This is a genomic window from Streptomyces sp. NBC_00988 (assembly GCF_045162645.1).
Taxonomy (GTDB): Bacteria; Actinomycetota; Actinomycetes; order Streptomycetales; family Streptomycetaceae; genus Streptomyces.
Genome location: NZ_CP108730.1, coordinates 1,817,937 through 1,840,184, shown reverse-complemented (window position 1 = coordinate 1,840,184; position 22,248 = coordinate 1,817,937). Strand labels below are relative to the sequence as shown.

At 69.8% G+C, this 22,248-nt stretch carries 17 protein-coding genes; 9 read left to right on the top strand and 8 right to left on the bottom strand.

The genetic code is table 11. The features are described from left to right. Nucleotides 1-12: 12 nt before the first annotated feature. The gene (locus tag OG496_RS08510) at nt 13-543 is read right to left on the bottom strand and encodes a PadR family transcriptional regulator (protein ID WP_366495262.1); all 531 of its coding nucleotides are present in this window, start codon (nt 541-543) and stop codon (nt 13-15) included. A gap of 332 nt (nt 544-875) precedes the next feature. Between OG496_RS08510 and OG496_RS08505 the strand changes: the two genes are divergently transcribed. Further along, complete coding sequence (locus OG496_RS08505; protein ID WP_405970267.1) at nt 876-2,396, top strand: carboxylesterase/lipase family protein; 1,521 nt, start codon at nt 876-878, stop codon at nt 2,394-2,396. A 464-nt stretch (nt 2,397-2,860) separates the two neighbouring features. Then, nucleotides 2,861-3,844 carry a LacI family DNA-binding transcriptional regulator gene (locus OG496_RS08500; protein ID WP_405970266.1) on the top strand — a complete coding sequence of 328 codons (984 nt, stop codon included), beginning with the start codon at nt 2,861-2,863 and terminating at the stop codon, nt 3,842-3,844. Nucleotides 3,845-3,911: 67 nt separating this feature from the next. On the opposite strand, the gene OG496_RS08495 is transcribed toward OG496_RS08500, so the two are convergent. Then, entirely contained in the window at nt 3,912-6,179 is a 2,268-nt protein-coding gene (locus OG496_RS08495; RefSeq protein ID WP_405970265.1) for a glycosyl hydrolase family 95 catalytic domain-containing protein, read from the bottom strand. A gap of 236 nt (nt 6,180-6,415) precedes the next feature. On the opposite strand from OG496_RS08495, the gene OG496_RS08490 reads away from it, so the two are divergent. From OG496_RS08490 to OG496_RS08460, 7 genes are all read left to right on the top strand, one after another. Continuing rightward, nucleotides 6,416-7,450, top strand: a complete 1,035-nt coding sequence (locus OG496_RS08490) for a LacI family DNA-binding transcriptional regulator (protein ID WP_405970264.1) — start codon at nt 6,416-6,418, stop codon at nt 7,448-7,450. Between the two features lie 268 nt (nt 7,451-7,718). Next, a complete protein-coding gene (locus OG496_RS08485) occupies nt 7,719-9,002 on the top strand; it encodes an ABC transporter substrate-binding protein (RefSeq protein ID WP_405970263.1) in 1,284 nt (427 codons plus the stop codon). 98 nt (nt 9,003-9,100) lie between these two features. Continuing rightward, the gene (locus OG496_RS08480) at nt 9,101-9,949 is read left to right on the top strand and encodes a carbohydrate ABC transporter permease (protein WP_405970262.1); all 849 of its coding nucleotides are present in this window, start codon (nt 9,101-9,103) and stop codon (nt 9,947-9,949) included. Beyond that, nucleotides 9,946-10,764: a carbohydrate ABC transporter permease gene (locus OG496_RS08475; protein WP_405970261.1), complete on the top strand. Its 819-nt coding sequence runs from the start codon at nt 9,946-9,948 to the stop codon at nt 10,762-10,764. Before OG496_RS08480 ends, OG496_RS08475 begins: the two co-directional genes overlap by 4 nt. A gap of 227 nt (nt 10,765-10,991) precedes the next feature. After that, a complete protein-coding gene (locus OG496_RS08470; RefSeq protein WP_405970260.1) occupies nt 10,992-13,307 on the top strand; it encodes a beta-glucosidase in 2,316 nt (771 codons plus the stop codon). 191 nt (nt 13,308-13,498) lie between these two features. Continuing rightward, nucleotides 13,499-15,073 (top strand): MFS transporter, encoded by a 1,575-nt coding sequence (locus tag OG496_RS08465; protein ID WP_405970259.1) that lies wholly within the window; start codon nt 13,499-13,501, stop codon nt 15,071-15,073. Between the two features lie 98 nt (nt 15,074-15,171). Further along, nucleotides 15,172-15,900 carry a GntR family transcriptional regulator gene (locus tag OG496_RS08460; protein WP_405970258.1) on the top strand — a complete coding sequence of 243 codons (729 nt, stop codon included), beginning with the start codon at nt 15,172-15,174 and terminating at the stop codon, nt 15,898-15,900. Between the two features lie 39 nt (nt 15,901-15,939). On the opposite strand, the gene OG496_RS08455 is transcribed toward OG496_RS08460, so the two are convergent. From OG496_RS08455 to OG496_RS08430, 6 genes are read right to left on the bottom strand one after another with little or no spacing between them, the layout of a single operon-like run. Further along, a complete protein-coding gene (locus OG496_RS08455) occupies nt 15,940-16,263 on the bottom strand; it encodes an L-rhamnose mutarotase (protein ID WP_366495251.1) in 324 nt (107 codons plus the stop codon). Beyond that, entirely contained in the window at nt 16,260-17,786 is a 1,527-nt protein-coding gene (locus OG496_RS08450) for a sugar ABC transporter ATP-binding protein (protein WP_405970257.1), read from the bottom strand. Before OG496_RS08450 ends, OG496_RS08455 begins: the two co-directional genes overlap by 4 nt. Beyond that, nucleotides 17,783-18,826, bottom strand: a complete 1,044-nt coding sequence (locus OG496_RS08445) for an ABC transporter permease (RefSeq protein WP_405970256.1) — start codon at nt 18,824-18,826, stop codon at nt 17,783-17,785. Before OG496_RS08445 ends, OG496_RS08450 begins: the two co-directional genes overlap by 4 nt. Next, the gene (locus tag OG496_RS08440) at nt 18,823-19,887 is read right to left on the bottom strand and encodes an ABC transporter permease (protein WP_405970255.1); all 1,065 of its coding nucleotides are present in this window, start codon (nt 19,885-19,887) and stop codon (nt 18,823-18,825) included. Before OG496_RS08440 ends, OG496_RS08445 begins: the two co-directional genes overlap by 4 nt. Continuing rightward, the gene (locus tag OG496_RS08435) at nt 19,884-20,978 is read right to left on the bottom strand and encodes a mandelate racemase/muconate lactonizing enzyme family protein (RefSeq protein ID WP_366495247.1); all 1,095 of its coding nucleotides are present in this window, start codon (nt 20,976-20,978) and stop codon (nt 19,884-19,886) included. The genes OG496_RS08440 and OG496_RS08435 overlap by 4 nt, the downstream gene beginning before the upstream one ends. Nucleotides 20,979-21,030: 52 nt before the next feature. Further along, nucleotides 21,031-22,122 carry a sugar ABC transporter substrate-binding protein gene (locus tag OG496_RS08430; protein ID WP_405970254.1) on the bottom strand — a complete coding sequence of 364 codons (1,092 nt, stop codon included), beginning with the start codon at nt 22,120-22,122 and terminating at the stop codon, nt 21,031-21,033. Nucleotides 22,123-22,248 lie beyond the last annotated feature (126 nt).

The following is a 22,248-nucleotide window of genomic DNA, read 5'->3' as shown; positions in this document are numbered from 1 at the left end:
CCTCCGGGTCTTTCAGGGGTTCTCAGGAGGTTGTTCGCCCAGGACCTCGCGGAGCCAGGCGCGTTCGGCGCGGCTGGTCGCGCGGGCGGTGAGGAGCAGGCCACGCCGGTAGGGGTCGGCGACCTCCTCGGCGCGCAGGGGCCGGTCACCGTCGTAGAAGAAGCTCACCGGCTCCTCCAGGAACGCCAGGCGTCGACGCAGTACCGCGTGCTGTTCGGCGATGTCAGGGAGGTGCGAGAGGAAGGACAGCACCGTGTGGAAGCGGGTGAAGTCGGTGATCTCGTGGTCGGCCGGCTTGCGCAGGCGCTCCAGCATGTCGGCGCGGCCGGCCTCGGTCAGGCTGAGCATGTAGCGGCCTGCACCCGCGCGCGGATCGGCCCGCCGTTCCAGCAGGCCCGCCTTCGCGAGGCGGTTGATGGCCGGGTAGAGGGTGCCGTCACTGACCGGCCGGGCGTAGCCGGTCAGGTCCGCAACGCGGCGGCGCAGCTGATGACCCGGTAGGGGGCCCTCGGCCAGGAAGCCCAGTATCGCGAGTTCCAGCATCGGGCCATCTTCTCACATGCGTCATCGAATCGATATTCACATCGAATCGATGTCACGATCGGCGATGGCTCGCCTCATCGTCGGAATCCTCCTCTTGGCGGATCTCGCCAGGGGTTGGAGGCCGCCGCCGCCTCCCTCCGGGCGGGAGGGAGGCGGCGGGCCTTCATCCTCGGAAACGCGGGTCTTCGAAGTGCGAACTCGTCGACAAATGAGTTCGCCTAGTGAAATATGATTCACGCAAATCTGAGGCGGTCGTGTAACCCGTTCGGTAACCCGCTTGAATCCCGCGTGCGGACCGTCTGCCCGGTGGCCGGTCCTTTGAGGAGTCGTCGATGAGCAGTAGCGAGTTTCCGGAGGCCAGGACGGTGGCGGGCGCGGTCCGCGGTCGTCGTGAAGGTGGCCTGGAGGTCTTCCGGGGTATCCCGTTCGCGCAGCCGCCGGTCGGTGCGGCGCGCTTCGCGGCGCCGCGACCCGTGGACGGCTGGGACGGTGTGCGGGAGGCGTTCGCGTTCGGTCCGCCGCCTCCGCAGGAGCAGGCAGGTCCTGCGGCCGACGCTCCCGCCGGTCCTCCGGCCGGTGACGACTGGCTGACGGTCAACGTGTGGACGCCGGAGTCGGACCCGGCCGCGCGGCGGCCGGTGATGGTGTGGATCTACGGCGGCGCGTACAAATTCGGCTCCGCCGACGACCCGGCCTATGACGGCAGCCGCCTTTCCCGTGACGGCGAGCTGGTCGTGGTCACCCTCAACTACCGAGTCGGCATCGAGGGGTTCGCCCTGATCGAGGGCGCGCCCGCGAACCGTGGTCTGCTCGACCAAGTCGCGGCTCTGGAGTGGGTGCGCGAGAACATCACCGCCTTCGGTGGCGACCCCGAGCAGGTCACCGTCTTCGGCGAGTCCGCGGGTGCCGGGTCCATCGCCGCCCTGATGGCCATGCCGCGGGCGCGGGGTCTGTTCCGGCGGGCGATCACCCAGAGTGTGCCTGGCACGTTCTTCTCCTCCGCGCTGGCCGGTGACATCGCCGAGGTGCTGGCCGGTGGGTTGGGGCTGCGGCCGACGGTCGCCGATCTGTCCGGTGTGGATCCGCGCAAGCTGCCCGAGGCGGGAGCCGAACTGACCGGCCGTATGCGCGGGTACGTGGAGCGCTGGGGGCCGGTCGCTCTGACCCCGACCCCGTTCTCGCCCGTCGTCGACGGCGATGTCCTGCCCACCACGCCGTGGCAGGCCCTCGCGAGCGGCGCCGCGCGGGACGTGGAGCTGATCACCGGGCACAACCGGGACGAATACCGCCTCTTCCTGATGCTGGGCGGGCTGCTCGGCCAGGTGGACGAGGGGCTGGCCTCGATGGCGTTGGGCCTGTTCGGACCGGGGCCGGGGAGCGAGTCGGCCTACCGCGGCGCGTTTCCGGATGCTTCGGCGGAGTATCTGTTCGAACTGGTGCAGTCGGACTGGCTGTTCCGGATGCCGTCGCTGCACCTGGCGGAGGCGCAGGTGGCCGGCGGCGGCCGGGCGCACGTGTACGAACTCACCTGGGCCGCGCCCGCCAACGGCGGCGCCCTGGGCGCCTGTCACGGGCTCGACGTCCCGTTGACGTTCGGTGTCTACGGCGGTCTCGGCGCCATGCTGACCGGTCCCGTCCCCTCGCCGGAGACCGAGGCGCTCTCCGCCCGCTTCCGTTCCGCGTGGACCGCCTTCGCCGCCACGGGTGACCCGGGCTGGCCCGCGTACGATCCCGAGCGCCGCCTCGTCCAACTCCTCGACACCGAACCGACGGTGACCGCGTACCCGGAGGAGGCCGTCCGTCGACTCTGGGAACACCACACCTTCGCCGCACTGCCCCTGACGACGGCGTAGCCCCGCCACCTCCGCACCCCCGCTCCATGGCCGGCCGGCTGATCACTGGTCGGCCATCCCGGCCGTCGCTCACCGTTGCGACCGCTCAGCGGTGAGCGGCTGGTGCGGTGTCCGTCCGGGCTCGTACCGAGGCTCACTCGTGCGGACATGCGACCGGCGCACCGCGTGCTGCTTCCGGACGACGGCGCCGGGTGCCGCAGGACGAACGACGGTGATCGGGTCGGCATCGTGGTGCCGTCGGTGGCGACGGGGGTTCCTCTCACGCTGCGGATCCGCGAGAGCGCGTACCCCCGATGATCCACAGGGGGTGAGACCGACGCGGCGCGCTGGTTGTCATCCGACGCAGCAGCCTTGTCACCGGGCCTTTCGTCCTGTTGGCTTGCGGCGGAGTTTCGAGTGCAGCTCAAAGGCGAGGCGTACGAGTGACAGTTCGGGGCAGCGCGCGCGGGGATGCGCAGTACGGTTTGCTGACGAGCATCGCCGGCGAGGCGGGAGTGTCGCTCAGCACCGTGTCGAAGGTCGTGCACCGGCGTGCCGACGTCGGAGCGGCGACGCGAGCCCGGGTCGAGGACCTGCTGGCACGCCACGGGTACGTTCGCCCGGGAGAACCTGATCCCGCGGCGCCGCGTCAGATCATCGCGGTGTTCCGTGACCTGTCGGGGCCGTACACACTGGAAGTCGTCCGTGGAATCGTGGACGCGGCGGACGAACTGGGCCTGGACGTGGTGACCGGGACGACGGGTCACCGTTCGATCTCCCAGTGGCTTGAGGAGTGCGTGGCACTCGACGCGGCGGGCCTGATCATCGTGATCTCCATGCTGGCCGAGGAAGACCAGCGCCGGATCGTCGAGCGACGGCTTCCCGTGGTGCTGATCGACCCGCTGAGCGCACCGACCCACGACATTCCGAGCATCGGGGTGACGAACTGGAGCGGGGCCAGGGAAGCGGTGCAACACCTGCTGGGCCTCGGGCACACCCGGATCGGCATGGTCGCGGGCCGTTCGCACTCGCTGGCCGGGGCGGCGCGGCTGCACGGCTACCGGGCCGCCCTGGAGGAGGCGGGGATCGCGTACGACCCGGCGATCGTGCGCTCGACCGACTTCGACTTCGAAGAAGGGCTGCTCGCCAGCCTGCAGATCCTGCGCTCAGGCAATCCACCCACCGCCGTCTTCGCGGCAAGCGACGCGCAGGCGCTCGGTGTCCTGGAAGCGGCCCGTCAGCACGGGTTCAGTGTTCCCGAGGACCTGGCGGTCATGTCCTTCGACGACACCCTCGTGGCGGCCATGGCCTGTCCGCCGCTGAGCGCGGTGCGCCAGCCGTTCGAGGAGCTGGGCGCCGAGGCCACCAGGGTGCTCGTGCAACTCGCGGAGGGGCGAGCGCCCGCGTCGTCCCGGATCGAGTTGGCGACGGAGCTCGTGCTGCGGACCTCGACGTCGGTGCGCAGGTGAGTCGATACACAGTGAGTGACCGCAGGGCGCACGCGTTGCACCGTTGCGGCTGCCCGCCCCTGAGGCCTCAGGCGAGCGGGACGGTCACCGTGGTGGGGACGTTCGGCAGCAGGTGTACGGTCTGCCGCTGGTCCGAGCCGTCACGGCACACGAGGACGATGTCCCGCTCAAGTGGCGAGGTGAGAACCACCTTCGCGAGGCCTTCGGACACGTCCCACGTCAGCTCGTCGATGCCGACCCCGGCGCGCGTGGCGAGGCCGCGCAGGCTGCCGGACCGCCACTCCGGGGGCCGGGCCGGCAGGAGTTCCACGATCCCGGGCCGGGAGTCGAGCAGCATCTCCACGACCACGGCCGGCAGACAGTGGGCGGCGTCCGCGTTGTAGATCTTCAGATCGGGGTTGTGCGAGGTCATCAGCGACCGGAAGACCATGTTGTGGCCCACGATCTTGAGGACGTTCTCCTTCGCCGTCCCGCTGTCCTTCAGGCGGGCGGCGACCAGGGCGCGGTGCAGGCTGCCGTGCGCGGAGAGGTTCTCGTCACCCCGTCGCAGCAGGGCTTCGCGAGCGGCGACGGCCAGGTCGGGGGTGTCGTCCGGGGTGATGTCGTGCAGCGGCCACACCGGGTAGAGGTGGCTGATGTGCCGGTGTGCGTCGGCGGTCTCCAGTCCCGGCCACGCCCACTCGGCGAGCGCCCCCTGCCCGTCGACGCGGTAGGGCGGCAGCCGCTCCGCCAGCGCGCGCCAGCGGCCGACCGCGGCCTGCTCGATGCCGAGGCGGGTGCAGACGTCGGCGGCGGTGGTGAGGGCGTGCCGGGCCGCGGCCAGGTCCATGGTCGCGTTCACCCCGGACATGCCCCGCCCGTCGCGAGGGCCGACCTCGGGGGAGTAGGAGGGGACCAGGACGACGTGTCCTTCGTCGTCCTCGCGGGTGAGGAAGTCCTCGAAGAAGACGGCTGCCTCGACGAGCCAGGGGGCGAGGGTGCGGGCGAGGAAGCCGTCGTCGCCGGTCGCCTGCCAGTACTCGTACAGCGGGAACAGCAGCCAGTCCGCGCCGGCCAGCCACATGGTCCAGGGCCAGTCGTCGTCCAGGTGGAAGAGCAGCCCGTGTTCGCCGTCCGTCCGGCTGGGGGCCAGGATCCCGCGGGTGCCGTAGATCGTGCGGGCGTTGGTGCGCCAGTCGTCGATCTGACCGTCGATCAAGTCGGCGTACGGCGCGATGAGTTCGGGCATGCCGGTGAGGACCGCCCCGGCCATCTGGAGGTTGATGTTGGCGTCGGTGGTGTAGTCGCCGGACCAGGCGGCGCCCCATTCGCCGAGCCACAGACCGGTCAGCCGGGGCGGCAGTACCCCGCTGGAGCTGAGCAGCAGGTAGCGGCCGGAGTGGAACAGCGCCTCGATCAGCGCGCCGTCCAGCGTCTTGGTGTCGGCACGGGCGATCAGCTCGCCCACGGGGAGGCCGCGGTGGCTGTCGGGCACACCCAGGTCGAGTTCGGCGCGGCCGTAGAGCTCGCCGTGGACGGGCGCATGCCGGGCGAGCAACTCGTCGTATTCGGCGGGCAGTTCGGCCAGGGCCGCGCGGAGCGCGTCGATGCGGGGGAGGGGCGCCGACCGGTCCATCCGGGTCAGCAGAACGACGCGCGTCGCTCCTTCGACATGGACCGTGTCGCCTTCGGTCGCGACCCGGCCGCCCGTGACGACGGCCCGGGTCACGCCGGTGAATCCCGCCGCGCCGGGACCGGGCGGATACTCGCCCACGACGGCGAGTGACGCCTCGCCGTCCTCGGTGACCTCGGCGGACGTTGTGAAAGTGACCTCGGCGGGGCGGCCCGACAGCTCTCCGGACAGTCGTAGAGCCAGGTCGAGCCGCGGACCGGTGATCTCGACGACGGCGACGGCGTCGGTGCGCGACACGAACGCACGCCGTACCCACTCCCCTTCCCCGTCGGACCAGGTGACCGTCACCTCACCTGTGGCGAAGTCGGTGGCCCGGCGGTAGTGCTCGATGGGGCCGTCCCCGGCGGTCGTGTCCACATGAAGCATGTGCCCGGGGTGGAAGGACTGTGTCCAGGCCATCCCCCTGCCGTCGGAGAACTCGCGCTGTGCCCGCTCCCGTTGCCCGGCGAGGGCCAGGTCGCGAACCTGTTCAAGGCGGTCGGCGACGGCCGGCGGCCGCATCCCGAGGGACTCGTTGGGCAGCACGTAACGGTGGTGGTTGTGGACGATCCGCTCCCGGTGGGGGTGCCCGAACACCATGATTCCGTACTCGCCGTTGCCGGAGAGGAAAGCGTCCTCCCAGCGGTCGGCGGGCTGTGTGTCGTGGATGCTGTGCACCGGCATTCCCGGCCTCCCGGAAGTAACGTGCCTGCGCGGCTCGAACAGGCTGCGGGGGAGCCTACAAGAGGCGGCCGATCGGGTCGCGAAAGACTTTCGCAGCCCTTGAGTGCCCGCGTTTCCGCAGGTGTACGGCGCTTTGAGCGCTCCGGCCGGCCTGTCGTGATCGAGCCGGCGTGTACGTTCACTCAGCACGCGATCAGAACAGGCCAACGGACGGGGTACGGGAGGTCCACACCGCAGTGACGGGCCCAACCAGCTCCCGCCGGAACGCCCAGTACGGGCTTCTCGCCTCGATAGCCGACGAGGTCGGCGTCTCGCCGGCGACCGTGTCCAAGGTCGTCCACAGGCGGCGTGACGTGTCCCAGGCGACACGCGCCCGCATCGAGGCGCTGCTGGCCGAACGTGGGTTTGTCCGCACGTGGGAGGCAGAAGCTCGTCGGCGACGCCAGATCCTCGCGGTGTTCCGCGACCTGGCGGGACCGTACACCCTGGAAGTGGTCCGCGGCATCGTGGACTCGGCGGCCGAAATCGGTGTCCACACGACCGTCGGCACGACGAGTCGGCGCTCCATCGCACAGTGGTTGGAGGAGTCTCAGAAGCTGGGCGCCCTCGGGGTCGTCATCGTCATCTCCACTCTCGTCGAGCGGGACGAGCGCCGGATCCTGGAGCAGCGGATTCCGGTGGTGCTCGTCGATCCCCTGAACGCGTCGTCCGCGGACATCCCCAGCGTCGGGGTGGCGAACTGGCACGGCGCGACGACCGCTGTCCAGCACCTGATCGACGTCGGGCACCGCCGCATCGGCATGCTGGCCGGCCGGTCGCACTCCCTGGCCGGGTCCGCGCGCCTGCACGGTTACCGGGCCGCCCTGACGGAGGCCGGGATCCCTTACGACGCCACGCTCGTGCGCTCGACGGACTTCGACTACGGCGAGGCACTGCGCGCCGCCCGCAGTGTGCTGGAGCGGGACGAGAGACCGACCGCGCTCTTCGCCGCGAGTGACGTCCAGGCACTCGGCGCAATGGAAGCCGCCCGGCAACTGGGCATCGCCGTACCGCGCGGGCTGTCGGTGATGTCGTTCGACGACACCCTGGTGGCCGCCATGGCCTCGCCGCCGCTGAGTGCGGTGAGGCAGCCGTTCAGGGAACTGGGCCAGGAGGCCACGCGTGTCCTGCTGAACCTCGCCGAGGGCCGGCCTCCCGCGACGACGCGCAGGGAACTCGCGACCGAACTGGTCGTGCGCATGTCCACGGCGCCGCCCGAAACCGGGAAATAGGGACGAACCCGAGCCGGTTTCGCAAGCCCTCGGACTACGAAAGTCTTTCGGAAGTGATTTCGCTCCGATATTGCCGCGGCCGAATTGCGCCGCTTAACGTGACCGACGCCAGCTCAACCGCAGGAGCAACGGAACCGCAACACTTGCGCAACAGCGCCTGACGGTCATGGCCATCGACCCAGATCCCTCAGTGCGGGCAGGCCCGGGACGGCCTGCCGGGTGCAGTGCACCCGCGGAGGGATCCTGCCGACTCGAAAGGTGTTCAACGATGAACAGTGTGTCCCGGAGATGGTTCCTCACCGCTACGGCGGCGACCACGCTGAGCGTCACCGTGGCCGGCTGCGGTTCGTCCGGCAGCTCCACGTCCTCGCCCACCGGAAACGTCGACTTCTGGACGCTGCAGGACCCGACCAACTCGGTCCAGAAGGCCGCGGTGGACACCTTCAACTCCGCAGGCAAGGGCAAGGTCAGCATGACCGTCATCGCCACCGACGGGTACAAGGACAAGCTGCGGACCGCGATGGGCTCGGCCAAGATGCCCGGGGTGTTCTTCAGCTGGGGCGGCGGCAGCCTGAACGACTACGTCACGGCCGGCAAGCTGGTCACGCTGGACACGGCCCTGGAGTCGCACTTCCTGCCGTCGGCCCTGGCCGCGGGCAAGGTCGGCGGCAAGCTGGTCGGCATCCCCTGCCGGGGCACCCAGCCGGTGTTCCTCTTCTACAACAAGAAGGTCTTCGCCGACGCGGGCGTCGAGCCGCCGACGAGCTACGCCGAGCTGCAGAACCTGGTCAAGGTCTTCAAGGGCAAGGGGATCACCCCCTTCGCGCTCGCCGGCAACGCCAGCTCCTCGTGGACCGAGCTGATGTGGGTCGAGTACCTCGTCGACCGCCTCGCGGGGCCGGAGCTGTTCGACAAGATCCAGGGCGGCGACTGGTCGCAGTGGAAGGACCCCGCCGTCCTCAAGACCGCGCAGATGATCAAGGAGCTGGTGGACGGCGGCGCGTTCGGCAAGAAGTTCGGATCGGTCAACTACGGCGCCGGCGGCACCTCCACGCTGCTCAACAAGGGCAAGGCGGCCATGGTGCTGATGGGCTCGTGGGAGTACGCGACCCAGCTGGCCGAGGCCCCCGACTTCGCGAAGAACGGCCTGGGATACGTGGCCTTCCCCTCTGTGGAGGGGGGCAAGGGCGATGCCGCCAACGTGGTCGGCAACCCCACGAACTACCTTTCGGTGACCACTTCCGCCGCCAAGCAGACCGCGACCGACTTCCTGCAGACCACCTACAGCGACAGCTACGTGCAGGGGCTGGTCGAGAAGGGTGAGGTGCCGGTCACCTCCAACGCCGCGCAGTACCTCACCAAGGCGGCCGACCCGGCGTACGCCAAGTTCCAGTACGACCTGGTGCAGAAGGCCCCCTCCTTCACCCAGTCATGGGACCAGGCGCTCGGCCTCACCCTCGGCACGCCGCTGCTGACCGAGATCCAGAAGCTGTTCAACGGGCAGAGTTCGCCGGAGCAGTTCGTCAGCGCGGTTCTGGCGATCAAGAAGTAGGAAGGCGCGTCCACGTGGTCTCCGCAACGACTTCGCGTCCCGTGCCTCAGCAACGGGTTCGTGACCGGGCCGCTCCGCCCACCCTGGAGCGGCCCGGCATGGCCTGGGCGGTTCCCGGGCTGCTGTTCTTCCTCGTCTTCGCCGTCGCGCCGATGGTGGGCGTGCTGTACCTCTCCTTCACGCACTGGGACGGCCTGAACGCACCGCAGTTCACCGGCACGGAGAACTGGTCGCGGTTCTTCGGCGACAGTCAGGTCTGGCAGTCCACCCTGGTCACAGGGGCCCTGCTGATCGGGAACATCGTGGTGCAGGCGCCGGTCAGCATCCTGCTGGGCGTCTGGGCGGCCGGTCCCCAGCGCAACCGGGCGGTCCTGTCGGCGCTGTTCTTCCTGCCGCTGCTGCTGTCCACGGCGGCAACGGCCGTCATGTGGCGCCAGCTGCTGGACCCGAACTTCGGTCTGCCGTCCAAGTTCGAATGGCTCTTCGGTTCCAATCCGATGGGCACCCAGCAGGGCGCGATCGCCTGCCTGGTCCTCGTGACCACCTGGCAGTTCGTCCCCTTCCACAGCCTGCTCTACCAGGGCGCCGCCCGGGCCATCCCGCACACGCTCTACCAGGCGGCGGCGATCGACGGCGCGGGACGGGTCCGGCAGTTCGTCCACATCACACTGCCGCAGCTGCGCAACACGATGATCACGTCGACCATCTTCATGGTCGTCGGCGGTCTCACGGCCTTCGACATCGTCCTGCTGCTGACCAACGGCGGCCCCGGCACCGACACGGCGATCCTGCCGTTCTCCATGTACCAGACGGCCTTCCGGACATACGACTACGGCTACGCGAGCGCCATCGCCAGCTTCCTGCTGCTGCTCGCCACCGCCGCCTCCGTCCTCCTTACGAAGCTCAGCGGGTACGACAAGATGACGAGCACGATGGAGGGGCTGTGAGGACGCGCCCGAACTACCTCGCCGGCGCCGCCGCCCTGGTCTGGCTGCTGATCATCGGCGTTCCGCTGTACGCGCTGGTGAACACGGCGGTACAGCCCCAGACGACGTACACCGACAAGGGTCCCGTCTCGATCCCCGACACCGTGACCCTGGACAACTTCCGCACGGTCCTGGACAGCGGCTTCCTGCAGTACATCTGGAACACCGTCGTCGTCGCGGTGGCCACGGTCGCCATCGTGCTGGCGCTCGCGGTCCCGATCAGCTACGCCGTGGTGCGCGGGCGGGGCTGGCTGACCAAGGGCGTGTTCCGGCTGTTCCTGCTGGGCCTGGCGATCCCCTCGCAGGCGGTGATCATCCCGCTCTTCCTGATCATCAACAACCTGGGCTTCTACGACACCTTGTGGGGCATCATCCTGCCCACCGCCGCGTTCGCGCTGCCGGTGAGCGTGCTGGTCCTCAGCGGCGGGATGCGGGACATCTCCAACGAGCTGTACGAGGCCATGGCACTGGACGGCGCGAGTCCGGCACGGACCCTGCGGACGCTGGTCGTCCCGATGTCGAAGTCGGCCATCGCGACCACGTGCGTCTTCACGGCCCTCCAGGCGTGGAACGGCTTCCTGTTCCCGCTGATCATGACCCAGTCGAACGACAACAAGGTGGTGACGCTGGGTCTGTACAACTTCGTCTCCGAGTACGGGTCGAACGTGCCGGCCCTGCTGGCCGCGGTGCTGATGTCCGCGGTACCCATCCTCGTCGTCTACCTCTTCGCCCGCCGCGCCCTCGTCGCGGGTCTGATGGGAGCCGGCGGCAAGTAATGGTGCCGCGTCCCGCAGGGTTCGCCGAAGCGGGACGCCACTTAGTTCGGGACCCGGACGCCGCAAGGCGCCGACTCCTCCGTGCGACGCGGTCCGGCGTGTCTGCCTCCCCATGACCGCCGGACCGGCGTCCGGGCCCCCTCCCTTCCCGGTCGACGGTGCCTCCTCGACGACCTCTTGGACCACTCGCGCGCTCTCGCGCACCCCGCAACAGAACGGATGAGACCTTGACGATCAGCGACGAGCGCCCGACGACCGGGCTGTGGAACGATCCCGCCCTGCCGGCGTCCGTTCGCGCGCGGGCCCTCCTCGACACCATGACCAGGGCCGAGAAGGTCGCACAGCTCGGCAGCACCTGGCCCGGCCACGACGAGTCCGGCGACGTGGCCCCGATGCAGGACACCTTCCGCGGCGCCGAGGGCTTCGACGAAGCGATCGTCGACGGTCTCGGGCATCTGACCCGGGTGTTCGGTACGGCGCCGGTCGACCCGGAGGCGGGCCGCAAGCGCCTCGCGGAGTTCCAGGAACGGGTGACGGCGGCGAACCGCTTCGGTATCCCGGCCATCGCCCACGAGGAGTGCCTCACCGGGTTCACCGCCTGGCAGGCCACGGTCTACCCCACACCCCTCGCCTGGGCGGCCACCTTCAACCCCGCCCTCGTCCACCGTATGGCGGCGGCCATCGGCTCGGACATGGCGGCCGTCGGTATCCACCAGGGACTGTCACCCGTTGTGGACGTCGTACGCGACTACCGCTGGGGCCGAGTGGAGGAGACCCTCGGCGAGGACCCCTACCTCGTTTCGGAACTCGGCCTGTCCTACGTGCAGGGGCTGCAGTCGGCCGGCGTCGTCGCCACGCTGAAGCACTTCGCCGGCTACTCCGCATCGAGGGCCGCCCGCAACCACGCCCCCGCCGCCGTCGGTCCCCGCGAACTCGCCGACCTGATCCTCGTGCCGTTCGAGAAGGCCGTGGTGAAAGGCAGAGTCGGCTCGGTCATGAACGCCTACAACGACATAGACGGCGTGCCCTGTGGCGCCAGCGAGGAACTCCTGACCCGGCTGCTGCGCGAGAGCTGGGGATTCGAGGGCACGGTGGTGTCCGACTACTGGGCGATCGCGTTCCTCGCCTCCCTGCACCACGTGGCGGCCGACATCCCGGGCGCGGCACGGGCCGCGCTCCGGGCCGGAATCGACGTCGAACTGCCCCACACCACCGCATACGGCGAGCCGCTCCTGGACGACGGCATATCGGCGGATCTCATCGACCGCGCCGTGCTGCGGGTCCTGACCCAGAAAGCCGAACTCGGCCTGCTCGATCCCGACTGGAATCCCGGGCAGTACACCGCTCCCGCGGACTTCGACTCGGCCCGAAACCGCTCTGTCGCCCGCGAGTTGGCCGAGGAGTCCGTGGTCCTGCTCGACAACTCCTCGGACCTGTTGCCGCTCGCCGGCGCGCGCTCCGTGGCCGTCATCGGTCCCGCGGCCGACGACGTCCGGTGCCTGTTCGGCTGCTACTCGTTCCCCAACCACGTACTGCCCCACCACCCCGACACCCCCCTGGGCGTCGAGGCGCCCACGGTGCTCGACGCCCTCCGGCGCGAGTTCCCCGACGCCGAGGTCCGCCACGAGACCGGTTGCCAGGTCATCGGGGACGACCGCGGCGGCATCGCCGCCGCGGTGGCTGCCGCCGCCGCGGCCGACGTGACGGTCCTCGTCGTCGGTGACCGCTCCGGGATGTTCGGACACGGTTCCTCCGGCGAGGGCTGCGACGTCAGTGTGCTGACACTCCCCGGAGTCCAGGACGAACTGGTGGAGGCCGTCCTCGACGCCGCGAACCAAGCCGTCCTCGTCGTCCTCTCGGGCCGTCCGTACGCCATCGGCCGGCACGCCCGGCGGGCGGGCGCCACCGTCCAGGCGTTCTTCCCCGGCGAGGAAGGGGCGGCGGCGATCACCGGTGTCCTCTCGGGCCGGATCAACCCCTCCGGGCGCCTTCCGGTCCAGATCCCGGGCGACGAGGCGGGCCAGCCGGGCACCTACCTGGCACCTCCGCTCGCCCTCAAGAGCGATGGCGTGAGCAACATCGACCCCACACCCGCGTTCCCGTTCGGGCACGGCCTGTCGTACACGACCTTCGAGATCGAGAGCGCGTCCGTCGACGAAGCCGTCGTGTCCGTCGACGCGACGATCACGTTGCGGGCCGGAGTCTCCAACACCGGTGAGCGCGCGGGCACTTTCGTCCCCCAGCTCTACCTCACCGACCCGGTCGCCTCGGTCACCCGCCCGGTCCGCCAGTTGATCGCTTTCACCCGCGTCGACCTCGCCGCCGGTGAGACCCGTGTCGTCGAGTTCGAGGTCCACACGGACATGGCCGCCTTCACCGGGAGAGACCTTCGCCGACGCGTCGAACCCGGCGACCTCACGCTCACCGTCGCCCGGTCGGCGGGCGACCGCGGCGTCCCCGTCCAGGTGACCCTGCAAGGAGACGAGCGCATCGTCGACCGCACCCGCACCATGACCACCCCCGTCAGGGTGCTCCCGGCCTGACCTCAGGTATCCCGCCGGCCAGGAGGCTCCCCGTGTCAGGTGCGGGGAGCCTCCTTCGCGTCCCATCTCCGGCGGCTCACAACGGGCTGCGGGGGCGTATCGGCTCTGTTTCCCGCCGCTATACGCCGTGTATGGTGAGCCGGTATCGCTATACATGGCGTATAGCGAACGGGTCGCTTGGGGTCCGGCGTATGAGCACGGCAGTGAACGAGTCGAGTCCGCCGGACATATCCCCCGCGGCCCGCCGGAAGGTGCTGAAGGCCCTCAGCGGGCTGCTCCTCGCGCTGTTCGTCTCCACGCTCAGCAGTACGGTCGTCTCCAGCGCGCTGCCGAAGATCATCGGGGCGGTGCACGGGTCGCAGACGCAGTACACGTGTGTCGTCACCGCGACGCTGCTCACCACCACGGCGACGACGCCGATCTGGGGCAAGCTCGCCGACCTGTTCAGCAAGAAGACCCTCGTGCAGGTGTCCATCGGCGTCTTCGTGCTGGGCGCCGTGGCGTCCGGGATCAGCCAGACCGCGGGGCAGCTCATCGCCTCGCGGGCGTTGCAGGGTGTCGGCGTCGGCGGTGTGCAGGCCCTCGTCCAGATCACCCTCGCGGCGATGATCCCGCCCCGCGAACGCGGCCGCTACAGCGGCTACTTGAGCAGTGTCACGGCCACGTCGACCATCGGCGGACCGCTGCTCGGCGGTGTCATCGTGGACACCTCGTGGCTGGGGTGGCGCTGGTGCTTCTTCGTCGGCGTGCCGGTCGCGGCCGTAGCGCTGTTCATGCTCCAGCGGACGCTGAGCCTTCCCGTCCTCCGGCGCGAGGACGTCAGGATCGACTATCTGGGGGCGACGTTGATCGCCTCGGGCGTCAGCGTGCTGCTGGTGTGGGTGTCGTTCGTCGACAACTCCTTCGGCTGGGCCTCGTGGCAGACCGGGGTCATGGTGGCCGGTGGGCTGGTGCTGATCGGAGCGGCCGTGTGGGTGGAGTCGCGGGCCGCCGAACCCGTCGTACCGCTCCACATCGTGAGGCAACGCACGACCGCGCTGGCGATCGTCGGCAGCCTCTCCGTCGGTACGGCCATGTTCGGCGCCGCGGTGTTCCTCAGTCAGTACTTCCAGCTCAGCCGCGGGCACAGTCCGACCGAGGCGGGCCTGCTGACGATTCCCATGATGGCCGGGATCCTCATCGCCTCCACGGTCGCGGGCCGGCTGATCAGCCGGACCGGGAAGATCAAGCCGTTCATCATCACCGGCGCCGTCCTGCTCACGGTCGGGTTCGCCGTGCTCGGCACCATCGACTCCAGGACGCCCATGCTCCTGCTGGGCGTGGCGATGCTGTGTGTCGGGATGGGCGTCGGCATGACGCTGCAGAACCTGGTGCTCGTCGTGCAGAACACCGTGCCCCTGAAGGACATCGGCGCGGCCAGCTCCACGGTGTCGTTCTTCCGGTCCCTCGGCGGCACGATCGGTGTCTCCGTCCTCGGCGCCGTACTGGCCCGGCACGTCCAGGACCAGATCACGCACGGCCTCGCCTCGGCGGGACTGCGGACCACGGGCTCCGCCACGGACGTCTCCGCGCAGCCCGCCGCCGTCCAGGAGATCATCCGTGTCGCCTACGGCGACGCCACCGCGCGGATCTTCCTCCTCTCGGCCGGGGCCGCCCTCCTCGCGGTGGTCGCCGCGATCCTGCTGAAGCCGGTCAGCCTGCGCAGCAGCCTCGACCTGACCGAGAAGAGCGGGGGAGCGGCGACGGTCGCCGCGGAGGCCGGGTGACGGGCGGAACCAGCCGGCGAAGTTCCGCGGGCGCGCCTCTCGACCCGTCTACCTGGGTAAACTGTCGGGAACGCCAAGTGCCTTGAGGGGGAGCCGGGATGCCGCCGCACAGTCCTTCCGCGGCCGGGGTTCCGGACGAGGGCGAGGGTGACGAGCGGAGTGTGCCGCCCGTCCGGCAGGCGCTGTCGGACAGTGTGTACGAGCGCATCAAGGCGATGGTCATGGACCACGAGATCGCCCCCGGCGCCCGCGTCGGCATCGAAGCGCTCGCCCGCACCCTCAAGGTCTCGCCAACTCCCGTACGGGAAGCGCTCGCTCGGCTGGAGTCCGACGGTCTGGTGGTGAAGCGGGCGCTCTCCGGATACCGGGCCACGCAGCTGCTCACCAGCCAGGGACTCGACGAACTCTTCGAGATGCGGCTGCTGTTGGAGCCCAAGGCCGCCGCCCTGGCCGCCGTCAACGCGACCGAAGCGCAACTCGACGGCCTTGAGCGGATCGTCGAGGAGATGCAGGCCCACCCGAGCCCGAACGAACGGTACGCGTCGTACCGCGACTTCGCCGCCCTCGACCAGCGCTTCCACGAGGCGATCGGCCAGGCCGCGCACCGACCGCTGCTGGCGGACGCGGTGGAACGGCTCCACGCGCATCTGCACATCTTCCGGCTCAGCAAGGTAGTTGGAGCCTGGGGGCCCACCGTCGCCGAGCACGAGCGGATCGTACGTGCCGTTTTGCGCCGCAACCCGGAACGGGCGGCCGAGGCGATGACGGAGCATCTGACGCGCAGCCTGGAACGGCAGATCGAGGACGGCGAGGGGTCCGGGTCCTGAACAGCTGCTGCAGAAGTGGGAGTTGGGAGCCTGTCCCGCTCACTCCATCAAGAACACCTGTTCCGCCGTGGCCCACCATTCGCCAGGCGCCGCCTCCGGCACGGGCACCTGGCAGGGGGCGGTGAGTTCCCACCACCGCTGGGTGGCCTCGTCCTCGGCCATCAGGGCCAGGTCCGCCGAGAGATCCTCGCCGTCGTACTCGAAATAGCTGAACAGGCGGTCGCCCAGTAGATGGATCGAGTAGTTGGAGATGTGGCTGCGCCGGATGCGATCGAGCACCGGCTGGGGCACGTTTCGGTGCAACTCCCGGTATTCGTCCAGCTTTTCCGGGTGTACGGCGATGACCTGGGCCACGCGCCTCATGAGCGCACCGCGTCGCGGTCGTGGATCAGGCGGATGACCCGGCCGCTCATGCGGTCGTAGTCGCGGTCGTTGTCGAGTTCGCCGCGGACGCGGTGGTCCGTCATGACGACGATGCGGTCGGCGAGGGTGACCATCTCGGCGAGGTCGCTGCTGATGAGGAGGATGGGCAGGCCGTCGCGGGCCAGGTCCCAGATCAGTTCGTGGAAGGCGCGCTTGGTGCGGACGTCGACGCCCACCGTCGGCTCGTCGATGACGAGCAACTTGGTATCCGCGGCGAGCCACTTGGCGAGGCTGACCTTCTGCTGGTTGCCGCCCGAGAGCTCACCCGCGTTCTGCGCCAGCCCCGAGACACGGATGCCGAGCCGGTCGACGAGATCCTGCGCGACGTCCCGCTCCTCGCGCGCCGAGACGAACCCGAGCGCCTTGGCGAGCCTCTTCCACACCGTCACCGTGATGTTGCGGACGATGGGCTGCTCAAGGAAGACCCCCTCCTCCTTGCGGTTCTCGGTGACGTACCCGATGCCGAACTCGTGCAGGGCCTGGCGGGGTGACGTGATGCGGACCGGGCTTCCGTGGACGCGGACCTCGCCGCCCGTGATGCGGTCCAGGCCGAGCACCGCCTTGACCAGTTCGCTGCGCCCGGCGCCGACCAGTCCGTACAGGCCGACGATCTCGCCGGGCCGGACCTCCAGGCTGATGTCACGGTGTCCGCCGGCCGTGGAGACCCTGTCCAGTACGAGAGTTGGGGTGGCGGTGCGGTCGACCGTGCGGGGGCGCATCTCCGTCGCCGCGTGGGCGCGGCCCACCATGAGGCCGACGATGTCGTCGTGGGAGTGGTCCGACAGGGGCGACGACTCCAGGACCGACTTGCCGTCGCGCAGCACGGTGACCGTGTCGCAGACCGCGAAGACCTCCTCCAGCTTGTGGCTGACGAAGACGACACAGGCGCCGCGGGCGGCCAGTCGCCGGATCACCTCGAAGAGGCGTTCCGTCTCCTGCGGGGAGAGGGACGCGGTCGGTTCGTCCAGCAGGAGCACCCGGCTCTCGGTGTAGAGGGCCTTGGCTATCTCCACCAACTGCTGTTGCGCTACGGAGAGTTCGCGTACCGGCCGCTGCGGGTCGAGGTCGACGCCGAGCTCCGCGAGGCAGGCGACGGCCGGTGCGGTCATGGCCTCGCGGTCGACCAGGCCGCGGTGGGAGGGCGGGTTCTGCAGGGTGATGTTCTCCGCCACCGAGAAGCCGGGGATCAGGTTGCGTTCCTGGTGGACGACACCGATGCCGGTGCGGGTCGCCTCCAACGGCGAGCGCAGATGGACCAGTTGGCCGTTCCAGGTGAGGCTGCCGCCGTCGGGGGAGTGGACGCCGGTGAGGACCTTGATGAGGGTCGACTTGCCGGCGCCGTTCTCGCCGAGGAGCGCGTGCACGGAGCCGGCGGTCAGCCGTAGCCCCACGCCGTCCAGCGCCCGGACACCGGGGAAGACCTTCACCAGGTCCTGGCATTCGAGAAGAACCGTGCCGCTCACTGGGCACCTCCGGTCTGCGGCAGGACGGCGCCGTCGGTCGTCGCGGACTTCTCCAGGCGCGTCTGGTGCAGCCGGCCACCGGCGACCGTACCGAGCACGACCAGGCCGATGAGGAGGTTCACCCAGCTCGGGTCAAGGGAGAACTGGGCTCGCGCGGCGTCGATCAGCCGGGTCACGAAGGCCGCAAGGACCGTGCCCAGTACGGCGATCGAACCGCCGGTGAGGGCCACGCCTCCGATGATCGGCGCGGCGAAGCTCGGCAGCAGCCAGTCGCCGCCGACGCTGCGGTTGACGCCGGGCAACGAGGCCGTGGCGGTCACGGCGGCCACACCGATCAGCAGCCCGGACAGGGTGTGCGCGGCCACGATCTGCCGGTCGGTGGAGATGCCGGACAGCCGGGCCGCGAGCGGGTTGCCGCCCGCCGCGAGGAGCCGTCGGCCCGCGACCGTGCGGTACATGAACGCGGCCAGCAGCGCCGCCGCGACCAGCGCGGTGACGAAGACGAGCGGGATGTTCAGCGGCGCCGACGTGCCGAAGTCGCGCAGCGTACGGGAGTAGCCGTCGACGGTCCGGGTGCCGGTGAGCCGGTACTGCGCGCCCAGAAGGATCGTCATCGTGGCGAGGGTCACGATGAACCCGTTGATCTGGGTGCCCACGATGGCCACACCGGTCGCCAGCCCGATGGCCGTCGCCGTCAACAGGCCCACGATCACGGCGACTCCGGCGGGCACACCGTGGTCGGCCATGAGAACGCCCATGAGACAGGCGGTGAAACCGCCCAACGCGCCCACAGCGAGGTTGAGTTGACCCACGCACAGCGCCACCATCTGAGCCAGCCCGATGAGAATGGGAGTGGCCAGGTACTGGAGGAAGACCCGCACCGAGGGACCCTCGAAGAAGGAGCCCGACGAGGCGATGCCCAGCGCCACATAGCCCGCCACGACCACGCACAGCAGCATCGCCGCCGTGGAACGGGAGAACCGGCGCAGCGCCTCGCCGCCCCAACTCCCGTGGCCCAGCGTCACGTTCAAGCGGTTCATGTCGAACGCACCACCTTGCGATAGGACACCACCGTGCGGATCCGGTCGGCCGACAGGGCCAGCAGGAGGACACAGCCGAGATAGATGTTCAGGCTCTCCAGCCCGACGCCGAGCAGGTCGAGGCCCTTGCGGATCACCCCGACCAGGGCGGTGCCGAGCAGCGTGCCCAGCACCGAGACCACTCCGCCGGTGAGCAGGGTGCCGCCAAGTACCGCGCCCAGGAAGGACGGCAGCATGAAGTCGTCGCCGATGGAGGCACGGAACGTACCCGTGCCGGCCGCCGCCATGAACCCGGCGAGGGCGGCGAGCAGCCCCGACAGCGTGTGCGCGAGCAGGACCCGGCGCCCGGTGGGGATGCCGGACAGCTCCGCGGCGGCCGGATTGGCGCCGGTGAGCAGCAGTTCCCGGCCGATGCGGGTGCAGCCGTAGAGGAAACCGAGGGCGAGCATCGCCAGGACGGTGAACTGGGCTATCTGCGGGACGGCCGGCAGGCCGCAGATGGGGCCCGCGCAGATGTCGGCGAGGGAGTAGGAGCGCAGGGCGTCGATTCCGGCGGGGTGGGTGGTGAAGGCGGCGTCGTCGGTGAGGGACGAGTAGAGGAGGGAGACCAGGCCCAGGAGGGCGAAGTCCATGGCCAGGGTGACGACGAAGGAGCTCACGCCGGTACGGGCGATGAGCCAGCCGGTGACCGCGCCGATCGCCGCCCCGGCGGCCAGGCACATCAGCAGCCCCACCTGCATCGGGACGCCGAGACGGTCGTAGCCGAGGCCCGCGAACATGGCGCCGAAGGCGGCCATGCGGCCGACCGCGAGGTTCATGTGGCCGACGGACAGGGCGACCATCTGCGCGAGCGCGACCACGGTGAGGGTGGCGACGTCGCGCAGGAGCGGGAAGAGCACCAACTGCTGGTCCAGGAACGCCGGTCGGAGTATGCCGAACAGGACGCTGAGCGCGATGACGAGGACCAGCAGGCCGAGTCGTTGGTTGACCCAGAACGGCATGCGGTGAGGTGCCGTCTTCTCTTCCGGGACGGTGTCCGGCGGGCTGATCGAGGTCGTCATGCCACCCTCCGGTCGTCCAGCGCGTCCGGGTCCCAGTCGATGCCGATGCCCGGCGAGTCCGGGGCCACGGCCTTCCCGTCGCGGATGGTCAGTTCGGTGCGGGTCACCGCCCTCAACTGCGGTATGTACTCGACGTATTGGCCGTTGGGCACGGCGGCGGCGAGGCTGACGTGCAGTTCCATCAGGAAGTGCGGGCAGACGGCGACGTTGTGGCTCTCCGCCAGGTGCGCGACCTTCAGCCACGGGGTGATGCCACCGATCCGCGCGGCGTCGACCTGCACGACGGACGCGGCGCCGGCCTCCAGGTAGGAGCGGAACTGCATCAGCGAGTACATCGACTCGCCGACGGCGACGGGGATGCGGGTCGCCGCCGCGAGCCGCGCGTGCCCGCTGATGTCGTCGGCGGGCAGCGGCTCCTCCAGCCAGTACGGGTCGTACGGCTCCAGCGCCGCCGCGAGCCGCAGGACGGAGGACGCCGTCTGGGACTGGTTGGCGTCGGTCATGATGTGCAGCGAGGGGCCGACGGCCTCGCGGACCGCGCGCAGGCGCTCCGCGTCCTCGGCGGGGTGCGGCCGGCCCACCTTGATCTTGACGCCCGCCCATCCCAACTCCTGTGCGCGCAGGGCACTTTTGACCAGTTCCTCGGCGCTCAGATGGAGCCAGCCGCCCTCGGTGTCGTAGACCGGCACCTCCTGGCGGTGGCCGCCGGCCAGCCGCCACAGCGGTTCGCCCGCCCGCCTGCACCGCACGTCCCACAGGGCGGTGTCGACGGCGGCGAGGGCGAGCGAGGTGATGGCTCCGGTGGTGGTGGACCGGGTCAGCGCGAACAGCCGCTGCCACAGCGCCTCGACGTTGCGCGCGTCCTGTCCGACGAGCGCGGGCAGCAAGTGGTCGCGCAGCAGGGCGAGTACGGAGCTGCCGCCGGTGCCGATCGTGTAGGAGTAGCCGGTTCCCGCGAGGCCGTCGGCCGTCTCCAGGTCGACCAGGACCGTCTCCTGTTTGACGAACGACTGCACCGCGTCGGTGCGGTCCTGCTCGACGGCGATGTCGGCCAGCCTGGCGGTCGCGGCCGTGATGATGCTGCTGCTCATTCAGCAATTCCGGTTTCTGTCGGGGGAGTTGGCCATCAGCGGTGGTCGGCCGTCAGGCGCAGGAGAGGATCTTGTCGGCGAACTGCTTCTTCAGCTCGGCGGTCTTCGCCTGCCGCGCCTTGTCGTAGCCGGCGACGTTCGCCTTGGTGACGACGAACGAACCCGAGTCCACCTTCACGCCCGGGGAGCGCACCGTGCACTGCTTCGTCTGGAGCAGCGCCAGCGCCCAGATCCCGATCTCGGCCTGCCCGACCGGGTTCTGTACGACGGTGGCGGTGACCGTGCCCTGCTTGATGCCGCTGAGGATCTTGGCGTCGTCGTCGATGGCGATGACCTTCGCCTTCGACCCGGACGACTTGACGACGTCGGCGGCGGCGACGGCCGGGTTGTAGGCGGTCGCGACGATGCCCGTGATCTGACTGCCCTTCGCCGCCATCAGGTCGGACACCGCCTTCTGCGCGGTCTGCAGGTCCGTGTCGATGTCGGTGATGGTCTGCAGGAGCTTGACCTTGCCGCCCGACTCCTGCACGGCCTGGGCGACGCCCTTGATCCTCAACTGGGTATTGGCGTCGACGTTGTTGCCGGTGAGGTGGACCAGGGTTCCTTTGCCGCCCATGGCCGCGATCGCCGCCTTCGCGGCTTTGTAGGCGGCGAGTTGGACGTCCGTGGAGAGACAGAAGTCGGCGTCGTTCTTGTCGCCCGCGGGGCACGAACCCAGCGAAGCCACCGGGAATCCCTGCGACTTGAGGTCGGCGAAGGTCGAGTTGATGTCGGTGGGGGAGACGCCGAACACCCCGAACGCGTTGTAGCCGCGCGCCGCGAGCGTCGACAGCAGGTTGTTCTGCTTCTGCTGGTCCCACTCCGCCGTCTCGTCGAAGGCGACGGCGCCGAGGCCGTACGTCTTCTTCGCGGCGGCGCCCGCGGTCTTCCAGGGCTGGAAGTACGGGTGGGCGCCGCCGGGCACGAGGGCGACCTTCGTCTTGGAGCCGTCCACGAGGTCGGCGCCGGCGCCGGTCCGGGCGGCCGGCGCGGCCTGACTGCCGGACTGCGCACCGGAGTTCTTGTAGGTACAGGCCGCTGTCCCCGTCGCGAGCAGCGCGACCGCGACAACTCCGGGCAGGACAGATCTGGTTGGGAAGCGCATGACCCACCCCTGCGGATTCAGATAGGAATCAGATAGGAAATCGATGCGGCGATCGTGGGGGAGGAAGTCGGGCGCGTCAAGGCTTGCGGCATGAACTGGTCTGGTGAATAGGGGTTTTGTGACTCC